Consider the following 20,387-nt stretch of genomic DNA (forward strand, 5'->3'; position numbering starts at 1 on the left):
ATGATATCCTTCTTCCGCAATCTGAAATCTGATGTGCTTAAACTTAGAAGGCAGCCCTTATTGCTGGTGCAGCTGCTTGTGCCACTCCTAGGCATAGCAATCTTTCTAGCCTATTATTCCTTTACTCCATACTCACCAATTTCGAAGGTAGACGGCTATTTGCAAGTCCTGGCTGTGGCTCTTCCTACCATGATTGGTATTGTATGCTCCATTGCTGTTGAGCAGGAGTCAGTCGCTGGAAATTTCCAACACCTCTTGACCTCGCCGGTGAAGCTGCTACCTTTTTTGAGCAAGCTTAGCCTGCTTCTGTGCTTGGGATTTGGTAGTGTGCTGCTTGCCTCAGGCGGCTTTGGAGCTGGTTATATATATCTGATGAAAGAGTCCCCGTATGGCTTGATGTTTTATGTGTTGGCTGCCTGCATTCTGTTTATGTCCAGTGTATTCCTTTATATTCTGCATTTTTTCATTAGCTTGAGATTCGGCAAAGGAGCTTCTATCGGTCTGGGCATCATGGAGAGTCTATTGTCTGCTTTGCTCCTTACAGGGCTGGGTGATCATAATTGGATATTCATCCCCCCTGCTTGGGCGGCCCGGTTCATCACGATCTGGGTACAATACGGCGTAAGCTCAGCAGATTCTATCCCTGAAACTATACAGCTTGATTGGGGAATCAGATATTGCGTAGTAGGGACCTTCGTCATCATGGTATTATTAGGGTTATGGATTGGTCGTTGGGAAGGACAAAACTCATCGGAGTAAAGATTAGAGTTAAGAAAGCAAGGGAAGTGAATTAAGCATGGCAAACTTGTTGGCCGTTGATGATGAACCCGCCGTTTTGGCACTCCTTCAAAATATTTTGCAGAAAGATGGCCATGTTGTCACGGTGGTCTCCGCCTCCCCACAGGTTCTCACCATGCAGCTTGGAGCCTTTGACCTCATCCTGCTTGACGTGATGATGCCAAGCATGGACGGATTCACCCTCTGTCGGGAAATTCGCAGCAAGGTGGACTGTCCGATACTGTTCCTCACAGCAAAATCCATGGAGAACGATGTGATGTTGGGCCTTGGGGAAGGGGCTGACGATTATATTGTCAAGCCGTTTGGGGCTGGAGAACTGCGCGCTCGAATCAACGCCCATCTCAGACGGGAGAATCGTGAACGACGAAATGTATTCTGCATCGGGGAAGTCCATTTTAATCTGTCTGGTAAGGAAATCACCGTTCAGAATGTTGTAATTCCGTTTACCAAAAGTGAATATGAAATATGTAAGTTTTTAGCTCTAAATTGGGGCCAGGTGTTCTCTAAAGAGCAGATTTATGAAGCCGTCTTCGGGTTTGATGGGGACAGCGATTCCGCTACCATCGTGGAGCATATCAAAAATATCCGGGTCAAACTTGGCAAAGTAGAGGTTACGCCAGTGGAGACAGTTTGGGGGATCGGGTACCGATGGAAGTAGCCAAAGTACAGCAAGCACGCAAGACAACCAAACTGCGAACCATTTTCCTGGGCTATTTAGTTATGTTCTGTATCGGGACAATTGCGCTCGCGCTGTTCCTGGTCCTCATCTTCTATGTCCTGATGTCTTGTGGAACCATTCTTCCCGCGAACTATGCTGAAAATCAAGTACGGGAGGATAAGGCAATCATTGAAGCTGGCAAGACCCTACAGCCGGATTCTCGGCAGAAACTATATAGATATGCGTTATTCACTTCGGAAGGCCGCCACATTGAGGGAAATCTTCCTGAAAAGCAGGCTCAAGCCGCTTGGAGTGTTACGCAGCAGAGCAATACTGCCTATCAATTTCCCTATAACTATGTAAAAGTTTCACATAATAATAAAGTTACTGTGATGCGCTACTCTGTCTCGGCACAGTTTGAACATCCTTTTCTACGTCAATATCTGCCGAACGCGGAATTGTCCTTTTTTGCCGTGTTTTGTATCGCCTTCCTGGGGGGAGGAGCCCTACTCGCTTCCTCCTTCGGACGAAAGCTGACACGCAAAATGAGTGGATTGCAGCAGGCTACAAAGCAAATTCAGGCACAGGATCTGGACTTCTCAATTCAGCTCAGTGGTGTGATGGAGATCGATCAGGTGCTCCATTCCATGGATAAAATGAAAGAAACGTTAAAGACTTCGCTTCAGAAGCAATGGAATCTCGAAAAATCACGCCGCGAGCAAATATCCGCGCTTGCGCACGATGTTAAAACACCGCTCACTATCGTTCGCGGAAACGTAGAGCTGCTGTCCGAAACCGATCAATCGGAAGAGCAAAAGAACTATACCGATTATATAGCGGAGAGCACCAGGCAAATGGAACAGTATATCAAAACTCTTATTGAAATTTCAAAAGCAGAAACAGTAGCCACCCTGCAGGCGGAAACGATAGATACGGACTACTATTTAACGAAGGTGAAAGATCAGGTAAAGGCCTTGGCTGCTGTCAAAAAAACATCCGTCGCATTTGCTGCATACAACCTCCCTAAGACGTTGTATGCAGACCCCGTTCTGCTTGAGCGAGCCATCATGAATGTTGCTTCTAATGCGGTAGATCAAGCACCAGAAAATAGCGAAATCCGGCTGACTGTAGAGTCTGTGGAAGAATGTATGCGGTTCAGCATCGTAGACGAAGGCCCGGGCTTCTCTCCTGAAGGCCTCAAACAAGCAGCGGAGCAATTTTATATGGGTGATTCGTCCAGAAGATTAAGTGGACATTACGGTATGGGCCTATATATAACAAAATCCATTGTGAACCTACATGGCGGACAGTTGATCATCGCCAACTCTACCCAGACAGGCGGCGGACAAGTAAGCATTGAGATACCATCGGTGCATTGATGACCTAATGTTAAAACCACCAAAATAAGTAGTAGCTATTAGGTTGGATCGATTTCCTAAGTTCCCCCCTCTTCCTCGTTTGTTATTGAAACGATATAAAACGCTACTGACATACGAAGGTCAGTAGCGTTTTATCATTTTGCCATCGGAATGAAAACACTCCTGGCACAGGCTATGGCGATTATTATAAGGTACGTGGTTATTGGATTACTGTATGTGTTGCTAAACGAATGTTGCTTTTTTACGGAAAACTGTAAAATAAAATATAGCAAATCCTATGATCCATATGCCCATAATCCAAAAAATAGAGCTGAACACACTTTGACTTTGTGCTTCTTGATCAAGTACGGATCCTAGAATAGACGTTCCGATAGCCCCCGCCATAAAGCTTCCCATCATATAGATACCCATACCAACTCCGGTTTGCTTGCCGCTTAATGTTCGAGAAATGGTGCTTGCCATTGTAATCTGAGCGAACGTTAACCCAGTATTCGCTAGAATTAAAATAATCGCAATAACTGCTGGAACCGCCTTTATAAAAATACCTAATATAAGATATGCTATCACTTGAAACAGGAAAGCCAACGAAAATACAAAGCGGTTGCCCTTTGCATCCGCGATTTTCCCACCTACCAGCCCAAGCAATGCAGCAATCAAAGCACCGGGAAACATTACGAGTCCTGTACTTACTGAAGATAAGTGATGCATTGAGCTTAGCACCTGCGGTATCAAATACGGAACACATAAATTAAGGGTAAGAACCATACAAGCGATAAACAACCCTATCGTATATCTTGTATTTTTAAAGAGTGTCGGTTCAATAAAGGGTTCACCTGTTTTGTTAATACGAATAATGAACAATACGAATATGAGGATTGTAGCCGCGAAATAGCTCCAGCTGTGACCAGTAATGGAGAGCAGCAGCAGCGTAATGGAAGCGGCAAGCAAAATACCTCCTATGAGATCAGCTTTTCCTTTTGAAGGTGCTTCATTGATTAAATACCTTCTAAAAAGAGGAATGGTAACAATTATTAAAAATGAGATTAAAAATAGGTAACGCCAGCTTGCAAATCCAATAACAAAACCAGCAATAATTGGACCTATTGCCGTCCCTAAAGCCATTCCGGCAGAAGTAATCCCCAAAGCTTTCCCACGATTTACGATTGATATATAGCGAATCGGGATCAACATGGATGAGGCCGGAACAACAGACGCCCCAATGGATTGGAATATTCTGCTCACAATAACCATCCAATAATTAGAAGAAAAAAAAGCCGACTATAGATCCTAGCGCAAAGCAACATAATCCAAAGGTAATTAGGTTCTTCAACCTAAACATGTCCGCCAATTTTCCGTAAGCCACTGATCCAATAGCATAAATAATGATATATGCTGTTACAACCCAGCTTACTTGGGAAGAGGATAATTGAAATTCTTCGCGTAGTGAAGGTAGCGCGACATTAAACATGGTAGAATTCATCACTGAAATCACCATTGCAAATGCGAGTATCCAGATAATAGCATAGGACTCAGATTGTTTGGTGCGATTGTTAACTGACACTGCGTCCTCCCTACTTACGATCGAGCGGAGATTTAGCCACCACGTTCAGATCAAGTTCGTCGATAATAGCCATTACACGATCCATACGGAGCGGGCCTGGTTCTGTTGGAAAGGTGTATGTTTCGTGCGGTTCACCCAATGCCCGGAAGAAAGGTTCGAACAATCCAGACACCAACATACCTACGACTTTCGTATAATGAGAGTCCAGTCTATACGAATGAAGTGTTCCTGCAGGTACATGAAGAAAATCTCCAGGGAATAGTTTTACTTCTTCTCCGTTTGCCCACATCGTCATTTGTCCCTGCACACAGAAGAAAGTTTCTGTATGGTGGTTATGAAAATGTTCAACAATGGGGTCTCCTTTCGGGCCATCAGAAGCTACAAAAATGTATTCCCCGTTCGTATTTTCTTGAGTAGCTAGAATCCTGTGAAGCTGGTCTCCAGTGAGCAAACGGTCTCCCTCTCCATTTTCCAGAACATAAGGAGCTACGCGTCTTGGATTATGGCTTTCTTCAGGCGAGTTATACTCCCCCCATTGAACAGCATCTTGAAGGAATACAATGTCTGCTCTATTGGAAGCTTCCGTCAATTGATTCTCAGAATACGAATTCATCGCTGTGGTTGGATGTTCAAAGTAAGGATACGGCTCTCCTAAAAGCTCATATATTGCCGTGAGATTACCTTTAATCGAATAGGAAGCAAAGCGATTTCGATGCCCAGCCATTCGATACGCATGTGCGATTCCAGGAGGGATATGAACATAGTCTCCGGCAGTCAACAAATAGTTCACTCCATCGAGCATAAATTCAATTTTACCTTCCATTACATAGATAGATTCAAAAGCATCTTTATGTCTGTGTAGCGGAAAGGTCTCTCCTTTCCCACCTGAAATCGTCGTTAATTCGAGTACATCCCCAGTGCTTTTAAAATCGGCAATAACAGTAGCTACCTGTTGACCAAATACATACCTTCTTCCATCCCCGCTACGCAGCAAATATGGCTTTTTTTCTTCTGGAAGCTCTGTAGTTAAACTAACACTCATCATGTTATCCTCCTTTGTATTTATATTTAAAATTTTAATAGTTTCGATTTTTCACTTAAATGGTCATGAGCGACAGCTTATGGGCAATTACGACCTGTACCAATTGAATACATCTTAAAAATTGATATAATAAAATTTATGACTAAAAAATGGTGTGCTTTCTACCAACAAAGGAGGGGATCGCATTGGTTAGCGAAGAGGCATATTATCTAGACCATAATTTCACAAATGGGACTCCAATTTCTCTTTGTCCTATTCAAATAGAGGGAAATATTCAAAAACACGCTCATGATTTTTACGAAATATCTTATATCAAGGAAGGTATCGGCACACTAAAATTTTCTACACAAACGTTGCCCGTCTCCAAGGGAGATATTATTTTTATCCCTTATGGAAAAGAACATCTCTTTGTTCAGAGTAATACAACAGATCATACACCGCTTGAGGTTATGAACTGTCTTTTTGACAAGCAAATTCTAACATTGCCCGGAGAGCCTGCTGATAGCCAAATTCAAGAGGATTTCTATCGTTTGGCTCTTCTTTTTCGGGAATGTACTGACTATATTCAAGTTCGAGAAAACGCAAAAGAATTTGCTAAAATTATGTACACTATTGAAATGGAGCAAAAATGTAAATCCACCGGATTTAGATATAAACTTTATTTATACTTAATCGATTTATTAGAACATATCAGCCATGCTATGCAACAAGTAGCTCATGTTTCCAAGCCAATCATAACCGATCCCATTCAGTATGCGATTGATGATATAACCAGAAATTATAAAAATCCGTTGTCTGTTGACCAAATTTGCAAGCAATTCTTAATTAGCTCACGGCAATTTCAACGCAAATTTAAACAAGCCAGCGGCATGACCTACACCAAAATGCTGCAGGATATTCGTATTCACGAGAGTTGTAGCTTACTATTAGATACTCATTGGAGCGTTCAAACGATCGCACTTGAAGTCGGTATTCATGATATGAAATATTTCTATCGAATCTTCAAGGAACGATGTGGATTAACCCCTCATGAATTTCGCTTTCATGCCTGTTCGAATATTCAGTAATGCGTAGATCTTACGGGCGTCTAAAAGCTCCCTTTTTCGCATGTTCATGTACATTTCCTAACAAAAAGAGTTCTAAAGTTTTTACTTTAGAACTCTTTTTTCAGAAGTATTTATTTGGTAATCGTAATTTGTTTGGATGCTGCATTATAGTTTACCTGATAACCCGAAAGCTCACTGATGACTCGTAATGGAACCAGCGTATAGCCGTTAACAATAACTGGAGCAGTGATGCTCGTCGAATAATTCCGGGAGTTGTTTAACTCATATACAGCAAGTGTGGAATTCTTGACTTGAAGTACTATTTGTTTGCCGTCTGTAGGACGATTCAGAATGATCTTTTTGGTGCCTTTTTCATAATTTACATCGTAACCCACCCGTTCACTGATAAATCGTAACGGGACCATCGTTACCCCATTTATGATTTTCGGCGCCTGAGCTATCGTTGTAGCCCGACCATCCACATAAGCTGTTTTAGCTCCTGGTGTTAGGGTGAACGACGTTGAATAGGAAGCAACCGCACTGTTCGTGTAATTCGTCGTAGTACCGGAAGTGGTGGTAGTAGAGCTTGTCCCGGACGATGAACTGCTGGTGCCTAATGCCCTATTGCGAATAGCCTCCAATCGATCCAGCAGATCACTTTTACGTGTACCGGTTGGCAGATCACTAATCGCATCTCTGGCAGAACGCCAGTCGGACGCATTTAGACTGTTCTCTGCAATCCGCATCAAATCTCTTGCTTTCTCATAGTTCGATGAACTAGAAGACGAAGAGTAGTAACCATCCGAATTCGTGCGTTCCGATATCTTTACACCACTAGATTCCCTTCCACTACTATTTACAGTTATGACCTTAATCTCATACCAGCGTCCCTCTCGTAAATCCGTAATTTTATAGGATTCTGAGCTTGTAGTTCCCTTATAATCGCCATCAACATATATTTTCACCTTCTCTGCTCTGCTCGGCATGTCATAGGTGATTTTGATCCAGGTGTCGCTTTTGCTATCGACTTCAAGATTGGACACTTCTGACGAATTGGAGGATGTACTATCCGTTGTGGCAGTCAGTTTCACACCGGAAGACAACGCACCTGTGCTTCGCTTGGATTTTATCGTGAATGTGTATGTCTGGCTTGCCGATAGATTGTTAAATGTATAGGATGATCCTGTTGAATCCGTTACCAGCTGGCCATCCTTATACAGGCTGACTGTACTAATTCCGCTAGGTCTTGTCCAGGAAACAGTAACGCTATAGTTATTAACTGATGTCACTGAAGCACCTGTCACTTCGGGCACAATATCGGTAGAGACTGAAGACGTTGTAACGGGAATACTAACTCCCTGAGATAAGTTTCCGGATTTGTCTATCGTTTTGACCGTTACATTGTAGGCTGTAGCAGCATTCAAGACATTAAACGTGTAAGACGTGCCTGTGGTTCTCTGAATTTCTGTACCATTTAAATAGATAATCGCTTGGCTTAAGTCAGTATCCTTAGGCAATATGTAATTGATGGTAAATCCATTATAACCTACATTCGTCGCTGTCAGCCCGCTTACTTCTCCTGGGGGTGTCTTATCTACAGGACCATCAACGGAAGCTGTTTTAGCCTGAATTGTTGTACCGAGAGATTCATTTCCACTCTTATTCACCGTTTTCACGCGAAAGGTATATGTCGTGTTCGGCTGTAAACCGCTCATCATATAAGAGTTACTTCGAATGTTATCTACATATACATCGTTAGTGACATTAACCACTTTTACATGGTCAAAATTGATGTCCGACGGATTGATCCAAGACAAATTTACTTTTGTTGTTTCTGTAGGAACCGCAGTAAGACTGCTTACATCTGCTGGCGCAATATTCGAAGTAACCAGCTGGCTCGACATTACTTTTATCATTTGGTTAAGAGTGGTCTTCTGACCAGTTAACGAAGTCAATTTCGCGCCAGAAGTGAACGGCATTTGGCGCCCTTGAACGGTTGCTAATTTGGTATGTGATTGTGCACTATTCAAACCTGTCAGATTTGAGTTATGCCTTTCAGTCGGCAACGCGCTAGCCACTGCATCGGGTCCCAAAATGCCATATCCCGTATTCAAAATCAGTGTGGCCGTTGCGAACGGAGCCATCCATTGACGCAGACGTTTTTTTATTCATATGCTATGCTCTCCTTGATACCAGTATGGAAATTTTATTTGTTAAAACGAATAAGTAAACGCACAAACCCTTCTGCTGCAATCCAGCTTTTAAAATATATACCATAACGTACAGACGTTCATTTAACTGTTATCGGAATTTCCATACCAAATGTTTAGACCTCATTTTTTTCTTACGTTAATCTAAACAACCCGGACGTTGTGACCCGAGTATCAAAGTAAATATTAAGAGTTAGCTGTAAATTTTCGATATATCGTAACTTTCTACCGTTTAATAACATTGCATTATAGGATATATTAAATTTTAAGTAACAGAAAAAGGAGGTCTATTATGTTCAAAAATGCTTTTAAAACGTTTGGTGCCATTGGTAATATTGAAGCGATTTCTTATTTGCTGCTTGTATGTATTGCCATGCCACTTAAATACGCAGCTGGAATGCCGCAAATGGTAAGCTGGGTGGGAATGATCCATGGGGTACTGTTTGTGGCTTATGTGGTTGCCACGTTAGTCATGTTGATATTGCGTAAAATTACGCTGCTGCAAGGGCTTGCAGCCTTGATTGCCTCGCTGTTGCCGTTCGGCCCCTTCATTTTCGATCGTAAGGTGCTTAAGAAAGCCGCAGCCCGCACCAATCATGCCAGCCCGATCAAAGCTACATAAACCTATACCAGGCCTAGGTCAACGCAGCCATGCGGTGTTCTCTTTACCACTTATATAGCAGAATATAAAAAAAACAACCGATGGCTGTAAACCACTCGGTTGTTTTTTTATTCATGAATAATAATTATTAGTTCCTGACATTTTCCAAAAATTCATAATAGCCATCATTTGACGGATCATCCTGGTTATTACGTTTGAGATATCCTGCTATAGCTAGATAAGCAAAAAGTCCGAACATAGCAGCAGAAACAACTATATATACTTTAAAACCGAAAATCATTGAAAAGATGATCATAAAAATACCGATTGTAAGGGAGACGCCTAACTTTGACATTCTTTCATCCCTTTCTGTTATATTTATGTAATCACAACTAATCTCTCGGGTAATTTACACTCATGATATCCATAAAAGGAACTTTATCCGTTTCTCCATTGCTCTCTACATGAACCTTGCCTGTTCTCGGATCCATTTTAACGATTTGTCCGCGGGTTGCTTCTTCGCGTCCCCATACAGTCAATACAACTTCGGATTGCTCTTGTTGTGCTTCTACAAGCTGATTCCCGATTTCCTCAAGTACAAATTCATCCCGAGTAGGCCGTTTGGGTACCTTCGCTTTTGCCACTTGCATCACTCTTCCTTTCGCGCAAAATCAAATTCATTCCATTTTACCATACTTTTCATCATTTGGTGCTGGTAATGTGAGTAAAATTACATCCCAGGATGCACCAAAAAGCCGAGTTCTCAAAAATGAAAACATCGACTCTCTAAAGTCGCTTGTTGGAGCTCATTAGGGGCGCTTGAAACCCGAATAGCTAAGTCATTTGACCAATTGTGGAATGTAATCCACGATGTTATAAATAGGAGCACTGCTCTGTTGCGTAACGGCCAAAATTAATGCACCTTCGAGCATTGAAATGATCAGTACCGCCAGACTGTGTGCCTTTTCCTCATCCAAGCCCGATTCCTGAAGACGCTCCATATAAATGCGCTGCCAATCTGTAAACGTATTCACACAAGCATGACGTAGCGATTCGCTGATACAGGAAGTTTCCGCAGCAGCCCAGAAGCCAATCGGCATGAAGCTGTCAAAGCCGAGACGATCTGCCTCCTCAGCTGTATGACGAATAAAATCCTGAATGGCTACTACAGGATTTTCGTTTCCGCTCAGTGCCTGTTTTAATTTTTGCTTAATAAACTCATTCCCTCTTCTTATGCACTCCAAAGCCAACTCTTCTTTACCATGTGGAAAATAATAATAAAGTGATCCCTTCGGCGATCCACTCTCGGCAAGAATCTGATTCAGTCCGGTCGCATGATACCCCTGGTGAAAAAAGAGTCTTGACGCCGTTTGTACGATATTCTCATATGATTCGGGTTTAGCAGCCATATACAGCATCCTTCATTATATAATATTTGAAACTTTTATTTTGACAAAAAAATAATAGCATGTTTATTATATATAGACCGATCGTTATAATTCAATACCCATTAATTTATTGGAGGAACAAAAACAACATGAGTACAATGAGTCAAACAAGTTCACCCTCTGAACCCAAAACGTTCAAGGTGCTACCTATTATGATTGCCCTGCTCCTTAGTGGCTTTATTGGAATGTTCAGTGAAACGGCACTTAACATTGCGTTGAATGATTTGATGCAGATTTTGCATATTACAACTGCAACAGCTCAATGGCTGACTACCGCCTATCTGCTGACACTTGGTATTTTGGTGCCTGTATCGGGATTGCTGCTTCAAACCTTTACCACAAGACAGCTGTTTGTGACATCGTTGCTATTTTCAATAGCTGGTTGTCTCGTTGCAGCGCTTGCCCCTACCTTTTCAGTGTTATTGATCGCACGCATTTTGCAGGCTATGGGTACAGCGCTGTTATTGCCGTTGATGTTTAACACGATCTTAATTATCTTCCCAGCTGAAAAGAGAGGCGCGGCTATGGGAATCATCGGATTGGTTATTATGTTTGCACCTGCGGTAGGACCTACCATTGCAGGACTGGTACTTCAGAATTTATCTTGGCACTGGATCTTCTGGATCTCTCTTCCTTTCTTGGTCCTCTCGCTGATCTGCGGTATTTTGTTTATGCAGAACGTCTCAGAACCGACCAAACCCAAGATTGATCTTTTATCTATTATCCTGTCTTCCATTGGCTTCGGCGGTGTCGTGTTTGGTTTCAGTAAATCTGGTGAAGGTGGCGAAGGCTGGACCAGCCTGGTTGTTTTGCTTCCTGTGATCATCGGCGTGGTATCGTTGATTCTGTTCTCTGTACGACAGTTAAAAATGAAAGCACCTATGCTGAATTTGCGTGTATTTAAATATCCAATGTTTGTGATCGGCGTTATCATGGTGTTCTTATGTATGATGACGATCCTTTCTACGATGCTGATTCTTCCACTGTTCTTGCAAAAAGGGCTGGCCTTGTCCGCTCTAACAGCAGGTTTGGTGCTTCTGCCCGGTGGGATTATCAACGGTCTCTTGTCGCCTATTATGGGCTCCTTATTCGATAAATTCGGTCCCAAATGGCTTGTGATTCCAGGACTTGTAATCGTGGCTGCTGTGTTGTTTTTCCTGTCAGGCATTACAACGACATCCACGCTCGTACTCATTATTGTGCTGCATAGCTGCTTGATGATCGGCATTTCTATGATTATGATGCCAGCCCAAACTAACGGTCTAAACCAGCTCCCTATGGATCTATACCCAGACGGAACGGCTATTATGAGTACGCTCCAGCAAGTCGCTGGTGCAATCGGTACTGCCGTAGCGGTAAGTATTCTCTCCAAAGGCATGGACAGCTATTTGAGCCAATCCAGCATGCCTCAATCCGTAAATGAAATGGCTAAAGCCATGGTAGTCGGATCTCAGAATTCATTTTTCTTTGCAATGGTCATCAGCGTGATCGGTCTGATCCTTGCGTTTTTCATTCGCAGAGTTCATGTTGAACATGGCACTGCTAAAGCACCCATGCACTAATTAACCATTATTTTTATTCCAAACATAATACCTGAATAAATTTAAAGGCTGCTAACCATCTCATTTATGGTTAAGCAGCCTTTTTTTACGAATCTAGATAGGTATTCATATAATTACATATTTACAAATCCTCCTCATTTGGTTACGATATGACTCACGGAGTAAAGCGTAAAAATTACGATTACTATTAAGGAGGACTCCCTGTTGTTTAAACGTTCATATTTCAAACTATTTATACCCGCGGTAATGGCGGTGATGATGACAGCCTGTGCTTCATCTCCATCAACTACATCCACATCCTCTACGGCACCACAAGATAAGAGTGTCACCTTATTGTTCAACGTGCAAAGCCCTTCTATTGATCCTCATACAGATATTAATTACACAGCCGTTCGTGCTGGAGTAAATGAAACATTGATCAAAGTGAATAAGGATCTCAAGCTGGAAGCTTGGCTTGCAGAGAAATGGGATAGTAAGGACGGGCGACACTGGACCTTTAGCATCCGACCAGGCGTGAAATTCCATAGCGGTAAAGCCGTAGATGCGGCAGCTGTCAAAGCCTCTCTGGAAAGAGCGCTAAAGCTCAATCCATCGGTCAAAAATGCACTACATATCCGTGATATTCATGCAGAAGGGCAGACCTTGAGCATTACGACGGACAAGCCCTTCCCGGAATTTGTATCTGAGCTGGTTCATCCGAATACCGCAATTATGGACACCACAGCCACAGGTGACTTCCCATCGGGAACGGGGCCGTTCCAGGTTGCCAGTTTCCGTGCCGGAAGTGAACTGAATCTGGAGCGCAACGAGCACTATTGGAACGGTGAAGTAAAGCTGAAACATGCCAAGTTCATGTTTAACGAAGACGCCAATGCACGTCAGCTTGCATTTCAAGCTAAAACAGCCGATATTGTGTACCGTCCGCCCATTGAAAGTCTGGAACTCTTGAAAGCTGATTCTACCGTTAAAGTTGACTCTCTCCCCAGCCTGCGGACGCACCAACTTATTTACAATATGAACAATCATGATCTGAAAAAAACAGCTGTGCGCAAAGCATTTGATCATCTGATCAACCGAGATGAGATTGCGAGCGGTATCATGTCTGGTCAGGGAACCCCTGCGCAAGGTCCGTTCTTGCCGGATTTTCCTTTTTCACCGGAATATATTACGAAAAAGTTTGATTTGAATGCGGCGCGAGAAGGCTTCAAAGAGGCTGGATATACAGTGCAGAACGGCAAAATTACGAATCCTGATGGCTCCCCCCTTCATTTTACATTGTTAACCTACCAGTCGAGAGCAGAACTCCCACTCATTTCGCAGCTAATTCAGGCTAACGCTAAGGAGCTTGGCATCACGATTGATATCCGTCAGGTTGATAATATTGATGAATATCTGGCCGCTCATCAGGATTGGGATTTGGCGACTTACAGTAACATTACAGCCCCGCGCGGCGATGCAAGCTACTTCCTGAATGCGGCCTATATGCCGGAGGGAGCATTGAATTACGGTCGTATGCATATACCAGAACTCGAGCGTATGATTACACAACTGAACACAACTGTGAATGAGGAGCAGCACAACAAGCTGGCGCTGAAGGCTGTCACGCTGATTGACCAAGAAAATCTGCAATCCTTTCTAGTTCATCCAAACAACGTAGTGGCCTATCGTAATTACGTACATAACTGGGTAACCAGCCAAAGTGAATACTATCTGCTGACCCAGGACTTGGATGTGAACTAGCATGTTTCAATCCATTGCCAAAAAGTTTCTGACGTTTATGTTGTTTTTTCTTGTTCTTTCCTTTGTGAGCTTCTGTCTGCTTAAGCTTGTTCCGGGCGATCCCGTTCGGAGCATTCTTCGAGTAGATGATGTAGCTGTATCCAATCAGCAAATTGCAGATATGCGTAGCCAATTGGGGCTGGATCAGCCATTGCCTGTGCAATATGGTAAGTGGCTGGTTCAGTTGCTCCAGTTGGATTTTGGACAATCTTATTTAACCCATCGTCCAGTCTTGACAGAGTTTATAGAAAAGCTGCCTTATACACTTCTCCTGACTGGAGGCTCCCTGTTCATTATGCTGCTGATAGCTCTCCCGTTAGGCACATTGTCCGCGCTGTACCGTAACCGCTGGATTGACAGTGCCAGTCGTGTGTTTGCCTTAATTGGCTCCTCGATTCCCAGCTTTTGGTTAGGTCTTTTGTTTATCGAATGGTTTGCGGTTAAATTGCGTATTTTGCCGTCTATGGGTGATGGGACCATTTTCCATTTAGTCCTCCCTTCTCTTACCCTCGGATTGGCAATGGCGGCTGTTTATGTACGAATGATTCGCGCAAGTCTGATTGAAAGCTCGGGGCAGGATTTTATCAAAGCAGCGCAAGCGCGTGGAATCAGTCCGGTTCGCATTTTTTTTAGACACATGTTCCGTCACAGCTTAGTTCCACTTATTACGGTATTCAGCGAGAGCATAGGCAGCCTATTGGGAGGTACGGTGGTGATCGAAGTGCTATTCGCCTATCCGGGGCTTGGCAAATGGATTGTGGATGCAATTGCCGCGAGAGACTACCCCATTATACAGGGCTATACAATCTTTATGGCCGTATTCATTATATGTCTCAATATCTTGGTAGAGCTGTCCTACCGTTGGGTCAATCCTGAAATTGCTTTGAAGGAGAAACGTTTATCATGATAGAATCCGTACATGCGGAAAACAGGCAGTTCACCAGGGCACGATTGTCCAAAGCATGGATCGGATCACTTTCCATCCTGTTTATTCTTACAGCCATTACAGTCATACCCTTCTTAGCTCCGCAAGATCCGTATCATATCCAAATGGGAAGTCGACTTCAACCGATCAGTGCAATGCACTGGCTGGGAACCGATCATTTGGGTAGAGATGTGCTGTCGAGAGTCATAGCAGGACTACGGACGACAGTCGGAACCAGTTTGTTGATTTTGATCGTTTCACTGGTTGTCGGGGTTCCCCTCGGTCTGCTGTCAGGATTTATTGGAGGCTGGGTGGATCGTGTATTTCAACGTGTAGTCGATGCCTTCATGACTTTGCCTGATTATATTTTTGCCATTGTGCTAAGCGGCCTGCTTGGACCAGGCTTAGGGAATCTTATATTTGCGGTGTCTGCAGTAAAATGGGTTGGTTATGCCCGCCTGGTGCGCAGTACCGTTCTGGCTGAAAAGCAAAAGGATTACATTTCGCTATCGATACTTGCGGGTACCTCCTCCCTGCGAATTGTCATGCGGCATATTCTACCCCATGCCATTGGGAATGTACTGGTACTGGCTACGCTGGATATCGGCAAAATCATCTTAATGATCGCCTCTCTATCTTTTTTGGGCTTAGGTCCTCAACCGCCCATTCCCGAATGGGGAACGATGTTGAATGAAGGGCGTGCATATTTTCAAATGGCACCCCATTTAATGCTTGGTCCCGGCATAGCTGTCGTACTCACCGTGCTACTGGCGAACGTGTTTGGAGACAAGCTACGCGACCGATATGATGTTAGAACCCGGTCAGAGGAGTGAACTATACATGCTGACTATTGAAGGCTTAACGATTCGAACAAAAGCAAAAACGATTGTAGAACAACTGGAACTTGCCATTCATCCGGGAGAATGGTGTGCTCTGGCAGGCGAAAGCGGCAGCGGGAAAAGCATGACTGCGTTCGCTATTGGCGGTCTCCTCCCCGCTTCTGTTAGCGCTGAAGGAATCATCATGTGGAATGACGAGAATTTGCTTGCCCTACCTGTTAAACAAAGACGTTCCTTGCTTGGCAGTGAAATATCTTACATTTTTCAAGATTATCACGGGGCTTTTACACCTTTTTTACGTGTAGGCAGCCAACTCGACGAGCTGATGTGTGCTCACGGCAAGCAAGACCGTAAAGCGCGTAAACAGCGTTGTATCGAGGTGCTTGAGCACGTACAGCTTCCCGCCGAACGTGTGTACCGCAGCTATCCATTCGAGCTCAGCGGCGGTCAATTGCAGCGAGCGGCTATTGCAGCTGCACTGCTTCTAAAGCCAAAGCTGCTTATTGCCGACGAGCCCACAACTGCGCTGGATACGCTGACTGCACACCAAGTACTCCAGCTCATTGATCAAATCCGGATGGAAACGGGAATTTCCGTCTTGTGGATTACTCACGATCTACGGCATGTACGGAAGTATGCGGATCGAATTGCCGTAATGCGTACAGGTGTTTTGGTTGAAGCTGGCCAAACGCAAGCGGTGCTAGACCATCCAGTCCATCCCTATACGCGTCGCTTGCTGGCGGCTATTCCGCCGCTGTCTCCAGGCGCTCCTTCGCGTTTGCCATGCAATAGCACTGATGAACAGCTTGCACCGGGAAGGAGCATATTACATGAATAATCAAGCCGCCTGCGCTCAGTGGCAAGACAGCTCTAATCCTGTTGTTACCGTCTCCGGTTTGACGAAGGCTTACACTGGGGGCAAAACTGTGCTGCACGATGTTACTCTGTCGGTCTTGCCCGGAGAATGTCTGGGTGTTGTCGGAGAAAGCGGCAGTGGGAAAAGCACACTCGCTCGCTGTATTTTGACATTGGACCCGTTTGATCAAGGTGAGCTTAGATTGGGCGGACAGTCCATTCGAGGATTAAAGCGAAGTGAATTAAAACGGATTCGCAGCAGACTGGGGGCGGTATTTCAACATCCATCCGCAGCTTTGAACCCCAGACTAACCATTCTGCAATCACTGCTGGAGCCATTGGATCAGCTCAAGTGCTATGTTCCTTCCTTTATGGCGGGTATGCCCTCCGGACGTCGGAATATAGCAGAACAACTGTTAGGTATGGTAAAGCTTCCGGCCAGCTATCTGGATAAGTTCCCACATCAGCTCAGTGGTGGGGAAAAGCAGCGTGTAACCATTGCACGTGCCATTAGCACAGAACCGGATTTTATCGTATTGGACGAGCCGACTGCAAGTTTGGATGTGACCACACAAGCCACGGTTTTGAATCTGCTTAAGGATTTGCAGGATGAGTTTGGACTGGCTTATCTGTTTATCTCGCATGATCTGGCGGCTGTGCACTTTATGAGTGATCGAATCATGGTTATGAAAGATGGCCGTGTGCTTGAGCATTTTTCCAAGGAATCATTATTTCATTCGGATCAGCATCCCTATACACAATCGTTACTGGAGGTTTTTTCAACATGCTGCCTTCCCACCGAGCCTATCTTGCTTTAGCAATCCCTTTAATTATTTCGACGATTACAACCCCGCTACTCGGTGCGGTGGATACAGCAGTAATCGGTCATTTAAGCCACTCTGCCTATTTAGGCGGCGTGGCAGTCGGTACTCTTATTTTCAATACTTTATATTGGCTGTTTGGCTTTCTGCGAGTCAGTACGTCAGCTTTCACAGCACAAGCCGCAGGGGCACAAAATAACGATCAAGGCATAGCTGCTCTCATGCGCCCACTTGCCATAGCTCTACTCATTAGTGCAGTATTTATTGTATTGCAAAAGCCCATTTTGCTAGCTTCTCTCCAGCTCATCCATCCAGCTCAGGATGTGGCAGAGCAAGCAGCAATTTATTTTAACATCCGTATTTGGGGAGCACCCCTTACATTAGTGAACTATGTGCTGCTCGGATGGCTGATGGGATTGTCCCGCGTGAAAGCTACACTATTTTTACAAATATCCATGAATGTGATTAATATGCTATTAGCTATTGTATTTACACAGGTCATGCATTGGAATGTCGCTGGGGTCGCAAGCGCTACCCTGATTGCAGAAGCTCTTGCATGTGTATTGGGTCTTGTACTGGTGTTCCGTTCACCGATTTGGAGAGAATGGAAGCGCAGCGGACAGAGGAATTGGCGAGAATGGTTCGGTGCCTCAGGGTTAAAAAGAGTCATGGCGACGAACCTTGATCTCATGATTCGTACTGCCTGCCTGTTGACGATGTTTAATCTGTTTACGGCGCGCAGTGCGAGCTTTGGAACCGATCAGTTGGCGGCAAATGCTATTTTGTTGCAGATCCATTACATTATGGCTTACTTTTTTGACGGGTTCGCCAACGCCAGTAGCATCATGACGGGTCAGGCTCGTGGTGCCGGGGATCGTAAAATGCTGCAGAGAGTTATTCATTTGTCCTGGTTCTGGACACTGGTTACCAGTGTAGTGACGGGAGGATTGTATCTTGCACTGAAAGATCCGCTGATCTCGCTATTTACGGTGAATGCTACAGTGATTAGCCTGACGACTCCTTACAATGGGTGGCTGGTGGTCTTTCCCCTAGCAGCCGGGCTGGGACTGGTATTCTACGGTGTGTTTACAGGGATGACGGTAACGTATCCGATCCGTAATTCGATGCTGATTTCACTGGTCTGCTTTTTGATTGCTCTCTTCTGGTGCGTTCCTCATTATGGGAATCATGGACTTTGGTTATCCTTTATCATCTTTGCCCTGGGACGGTCACTGTTTCTGGTGGTCTACTTACCTCGGTTGAAGAGGATTTAGTAGCCCCTGCTTTACATGACTCTCAAAAACAAAGGATGTCCCCTCCACCATATATGTGGTGTGGGGACATCCTTTTATTATTTATTCATACGGCTTTCAGGTTAGGCGTTTGCCAATCCTTCTACTCGCCTTGTGGTACGGTCAAGCCCAGACCATCCGCTACACGACGCCCGTATTCAGGATCAGCTTTATAGAAATGACCGATCTGACGCAGTTTGATTTCATCACTTTCTACAGGCTTCATGGCATTTACAATGTTTCGGACCAGACGTGAGCGCTCCTCTTCACTCAGCAAGCGGTACAGGTCCCCTGGTTGTGTGTAGTGATCGTGATGATCATAGGCTACACTTTGTGCCTCGCCAGACACTTCAAAAGGAGCAATTTTGTGAGCAGATGATTCTTTCGGTCCGCCGAGACTATTCGGCTCGTAATAGACAGATCCCCCGCCATTACCGTCACTGCGCAATGCACCATCGCGTTGATAGTTGTGAACTTCCGCATGCGGCCGGTTGATTGGCAACGCATTATGGTTTGCACCGACACGGTAGCGATGTGCGTCACCATAGGCAAACAGGCGTCCTTGCAGCATCTTATCCGGGGAAGCCTCAATACCAGGAACAAATGAACCCGGCGAGAATGTCGCCTGCTCTACCTCAGCAAAGTAGTTCTCAGGATTGCGATTCAGCACCATGCGCCCTACCTCGATCAGCGGGTAATCCTTTTGAGACCATACTTTGGTCACATCAAATGGATCAAAACGGTACGTATCCGCATCTTCTATGGGCATAATCTGCACATAAAGTTTCCATGCCGGGAAATCGCCCTTTTTAATCGCATTAAACAAATCTTGTATATGATAATCAGGATTTTCACCGGCAATTTTCGCAGCTAAATCCACATCGAGATTTTGTATGCCTTGTTCTGTTTTAAAATGATATTTCACCCATACGGCCTGTCCCTCGGCGTTCACCCACTTGAACGTGTGGCTGCCAAAACCATGCATATGTCTAAGTGTAGCGGGAATACCGCGATCAGACATGAGAATACTTACCTGATGCAGCGATTCAGGAGACAAGGACCAGAAATCCCAGACCGCATTCGGGTTTTTCAAATGCGTTTGGGGGTGACGTTTTTGCGTATGAATAAAGTCAGGAAATTTAATGGCATCCCGAATAAAAAAGACAGGTGTATTATTGCCCACGAGATCATAGTTTCCTTCTTCTGTATAAAACTTTACCGCAAATCCACGTGGATCGCGTACAGTATCGGACGAGCCTAGCTCACCTGCCACAGTAGAAAAACGGATAAACATCGGTGTACGCTTACCCACTTCGGACAAAAAGCTTGCTTTTGTATATGAAGACAAATCATTAGTGACTTCAAAATATCCGTGTGCCCCCGCACCTTTGGCATGAACAACCCGTTCCGGCACACGCTCCCGGTTAAAATGCGCCAATTTTTCCAGCAGATGCACATCCTGAATTAGTACAGGCCCCCGTGAGCCTGCTGTAATCGAATTCTGATTATCTCCAACAGGAGCGCCCCAGCTTGTAGTCAGGTTCGTTGGTTGGTTACTCATAATTGAAATC

Annotated in this window: 18 protein-coding genes and 1 pseudogene; 12 read left to right on the top strand and 7 right to left on the bottom strand. The window is 44.4% G+C overall.

The genetic code is table 11. The annotated features are described in order from the left end of the window. Genes C400_RS0110880 through C400_RS0110890 form a run of 3 tightly spaced genes read left to right on the top strand, consistent with a single transcriptional unit; the run spans position 1 to position 2,835 of the window. The gene (locus C400_RS0110880; protein WP_016820816.1) at positions 1-759 is read left to right on the top strand and encodes a lantibiotic immunity ABC transporter MutG family permease subunit; all 759 of its coding nucleotides are present in this window, start codon (positions 1-3) and stop codon (positions 757-759) included. A 37-nt stretch (positions 760-796) separates the two neighbouring features. Next, positions 797-1,456, top strand: coding sequence for a response regulator transcription factor (locus C400_RS0110885; protein WP_017427000.1), 660 nt, complete (start codon positions 797-799; stop codon positions 1,454-1,456). Next, positions 1,447-2,835: a HAMP domain-containing sensor histidine kinase gene (locus C400_RS0110890; RefSeq protein ID WP_017427001.1), complete on the top strand. Its 1,389-nt coding sequence runs from the start codon at positions 1,447-1,449 to the stop codon at positions 2,833-2,835. Before C400_RS0110885 ends, C400_RS0110890 begins: the two co-directional genes overlap by 10 nt. Before the next feature lie 222 nt (positions 2,836-3,057). Here C400_RS0110890 and C400_RS0110895 read toward each other — a convergent pair. Then, positions 3,058-4,396 (bottom strand): annotated as a pseudogene (locus tag C400_RS0110895) (MFS transporter). A gap of 10 nt (positions 4,397-4,406) precedes the next feature. Beyond that, positions 4,407-5,438, bottom strand: coding sequence for a quercetin 2,3-dioxygenase (locus tag C400_RS0110900; RefSeq protein ID WP_017427002.1), 1,032 nt, complete (start codon positions 5,436-5,438; stop codon positions 4,407-4,409). 185 nt (positions 5,439-5,623) lie between these two features. Between C400_RS0110900 and C400_RS0110905 the strand changes: the two genes are divergently transcribed. Beyond that, positions 5,624-6,505 (top strand): helix-turn-helix domain-containing protein, encoded by an 882-nt coding sequence (locus tag C400_RS0110905; protein ID WP_017427003.1) that lies wholly within the window; start codon positions 5,624-5,626, stop codon positions 6,503-6,505. Between the two features lie 110 nt (positions 6,506-6,615). On the opposite strand, the gene C400_RS0110910 is transcribed toward C400_RS0110905, so the two are convergent. Then, complete coding sequence (locus C400_RS0110910; RefSeq protein ID WP_049885688.1) at positions 6,616-8,628, bottom strand: fibronectin type III domain-containing protein; 2,013 nt, start codon at positions 8,626-8,628, stop codon at positions 6,616-6,618. Positions 8,629-8,986: 358 nt separating this feature from the next. Here C400_RS0110910 and C400_RS0110915 point away from each other — a divergent pair, with 358 nt between their 5' ends. Continuing rightward, positions 8,987-9,316 carry a DUF3817 domain-containing protein gene (locus tag C400_RS0110915; protein ID WP_016820809.1) on the top strand — a complete coding sequence of 110 codons (330 nt, stop codon included), beginning with the start codon at positions 8,987-8,989 and terminating at the stop codon, positions 9,314-9,316. Between the two features lie 127 nt (positions 9,317-9,443). Here C400_RS0110915 and C400_RS0110920 read toward each other — a convergent pair whose 3' ends face one another. The 3 genes from C400_RS0110920 to C400_RS0110930 all read right to left on the bottom strand — a co-directional run bounded on the left by C400_RS0110920 (position 9,444) and on the right by C400_RS0110930 (position 10,704). Beyond that, positions 9,444-9,650 (bottom strand): hypothetical protein, encoded by a 207-nt coding sequence (locus C400_RS0110920; RefSeq protein WP_017427005.1) that lies wholly within the window; start codon positions 9,648-9,650, stop codon positions 9,444-9,446. Between the two features lie 37 nt (positions 9,651-9,687). Next, positions 9,688-9,939, bottom strand: coding sequence for a YolD-like family protein (locus C400_RS0110925; RefSeq protein ID WP_025364962.1), 252 nt, complete (start codon positions 9,937-9,939; stop codon positions 9,688-9,690). Positions 9,940-10,134: 195 nt separating this feature from the next. Next, the gene (locus C400_RS0110930) at positions 10,135-10,704 is read right to left on the bottom strand and encodes a TetR/AcrR family transcriptional regulator (protein ID WP_016820806.1); all 570 of its coding nucleotides are present in this window, start codon (positions 10,702-10,704) and stop codon (positions 10,135-10,137) included. Between the two features lie 137 nt (positions 10,705-10,841). Between C400_RS0110930 and C400_RS0110935 the strand changes: the two genes are divergently transcribed. The 7 genes from C400_RS0110935 (at position 10,842) to C400_RS0110965 (ending at position 18,798) form a co-directional block, all read left to right on the top strand. Next, entirely contained in the window at positions 10,842-12,305 is a 1,464-nt protein-coding gene (locus C400_RS0110935) for a DHA2 family efflux MFS transporter permease subunit (protein ID WP_068981556.1), read from the top strand. A 204-nt stretch (positions 12,306-12,509) separates the two neighbouring features. After that, complete coding sequence (gene nikA, locus C400_RS0110940) at positions 12,510-14,045, top strand: nickel ABC transporter substrate-binding protein (protein ID WP_017427007.1); 1,536 nt, start codon at positions 12,510-12,512, stop codon at positions 14,043-14,045. 1 nt (position 14,046) lies between these two features. Beyond that, complete coding sequence (gene nikB / locus C400_RS0110945) at positions 14,047-14,991, top strand: nickel ABC transporter permease (RefSeq protein WP_017427008.1); 945 nt, start codon at positions 14,047-14,049, stop codon at positions 14,989-14,991. Further along, a complete protein-coding gene (nikC, locus tag C400_RS0110950; RefSeq protein ID WP_017427009.1) occupies positions 14,988-15,842 on the top strand; it encodes a nickel transporter permease in 855 nt (284 codons plus the stop codon). Before nikB ends, nikC begins: the two co-directional genes overlap by 4 nt. Positions 15,843-15,849: 7 nt before the next feature. Further along, complete coding sequence (locus C400_RS0110955; protein ID WP_017427010.1) at positions 15,850-16,686, top strand: ATP-binding cassette domain-containing protein; 837 nt, start codon at positions 15,850-15,852, stop codon at positions 16,684-16,686. Beyond that, positions 16,679-17,521, top strand: a complete 843-nt coding sequence (locus C400_RS0110960; RefSeq protein ID WP_017427011.1) for an ABC transporter ATP-binding protein — start codon at positions 16,679-16,681, stop codon at positions 17,519-17,521. Before C400_RS0110955 ends, C400_RS0110960 begins: the two co-directional genes overlap by 8 nt. After that, positions 17,488-18,798, top strand: coding sequence for an MATE family efflux transporter (locus C400_RS0110965; protein ID WP_017427012.1), 1,311 nt, complete (start codon positions 17,488-17,490; stop codon positions 18,796-18,798). The genes C400_RS0110960 and C400_RS0110965 overlap by 34 nt, the downstream gene beginning before the upstream one ends. A gap of 121 nt (positions 18,799-18,919) precedes the next feature. On the opposite strand, the gene katA is transcribed toward C400_RS0110965, so the two are convergent. Further along, positions 18,920-20,377, bottom strand: a complete 1,458-nt coding sequence (gene katA / locus C400_RS0110970; RefSeq protein ID WP_017427013.1) for a catalase KatA — start codon at positions 20,375-20,377, stop codon at positions 18,920-18,922. Between the last annotated feature and the right edge of the window lie 10 nt (positions 20,378-20,387).

The sequence above is a fragment of the Paenibacillus sp. ICGEB2008 genome (assembly GCF_000307675.1).
GTDB lineage: Bacteria > Bacillota > Bacilli > Paenibacillales > Paenibacillaceae > Paenibacillus > Paenibacillus polymyxa.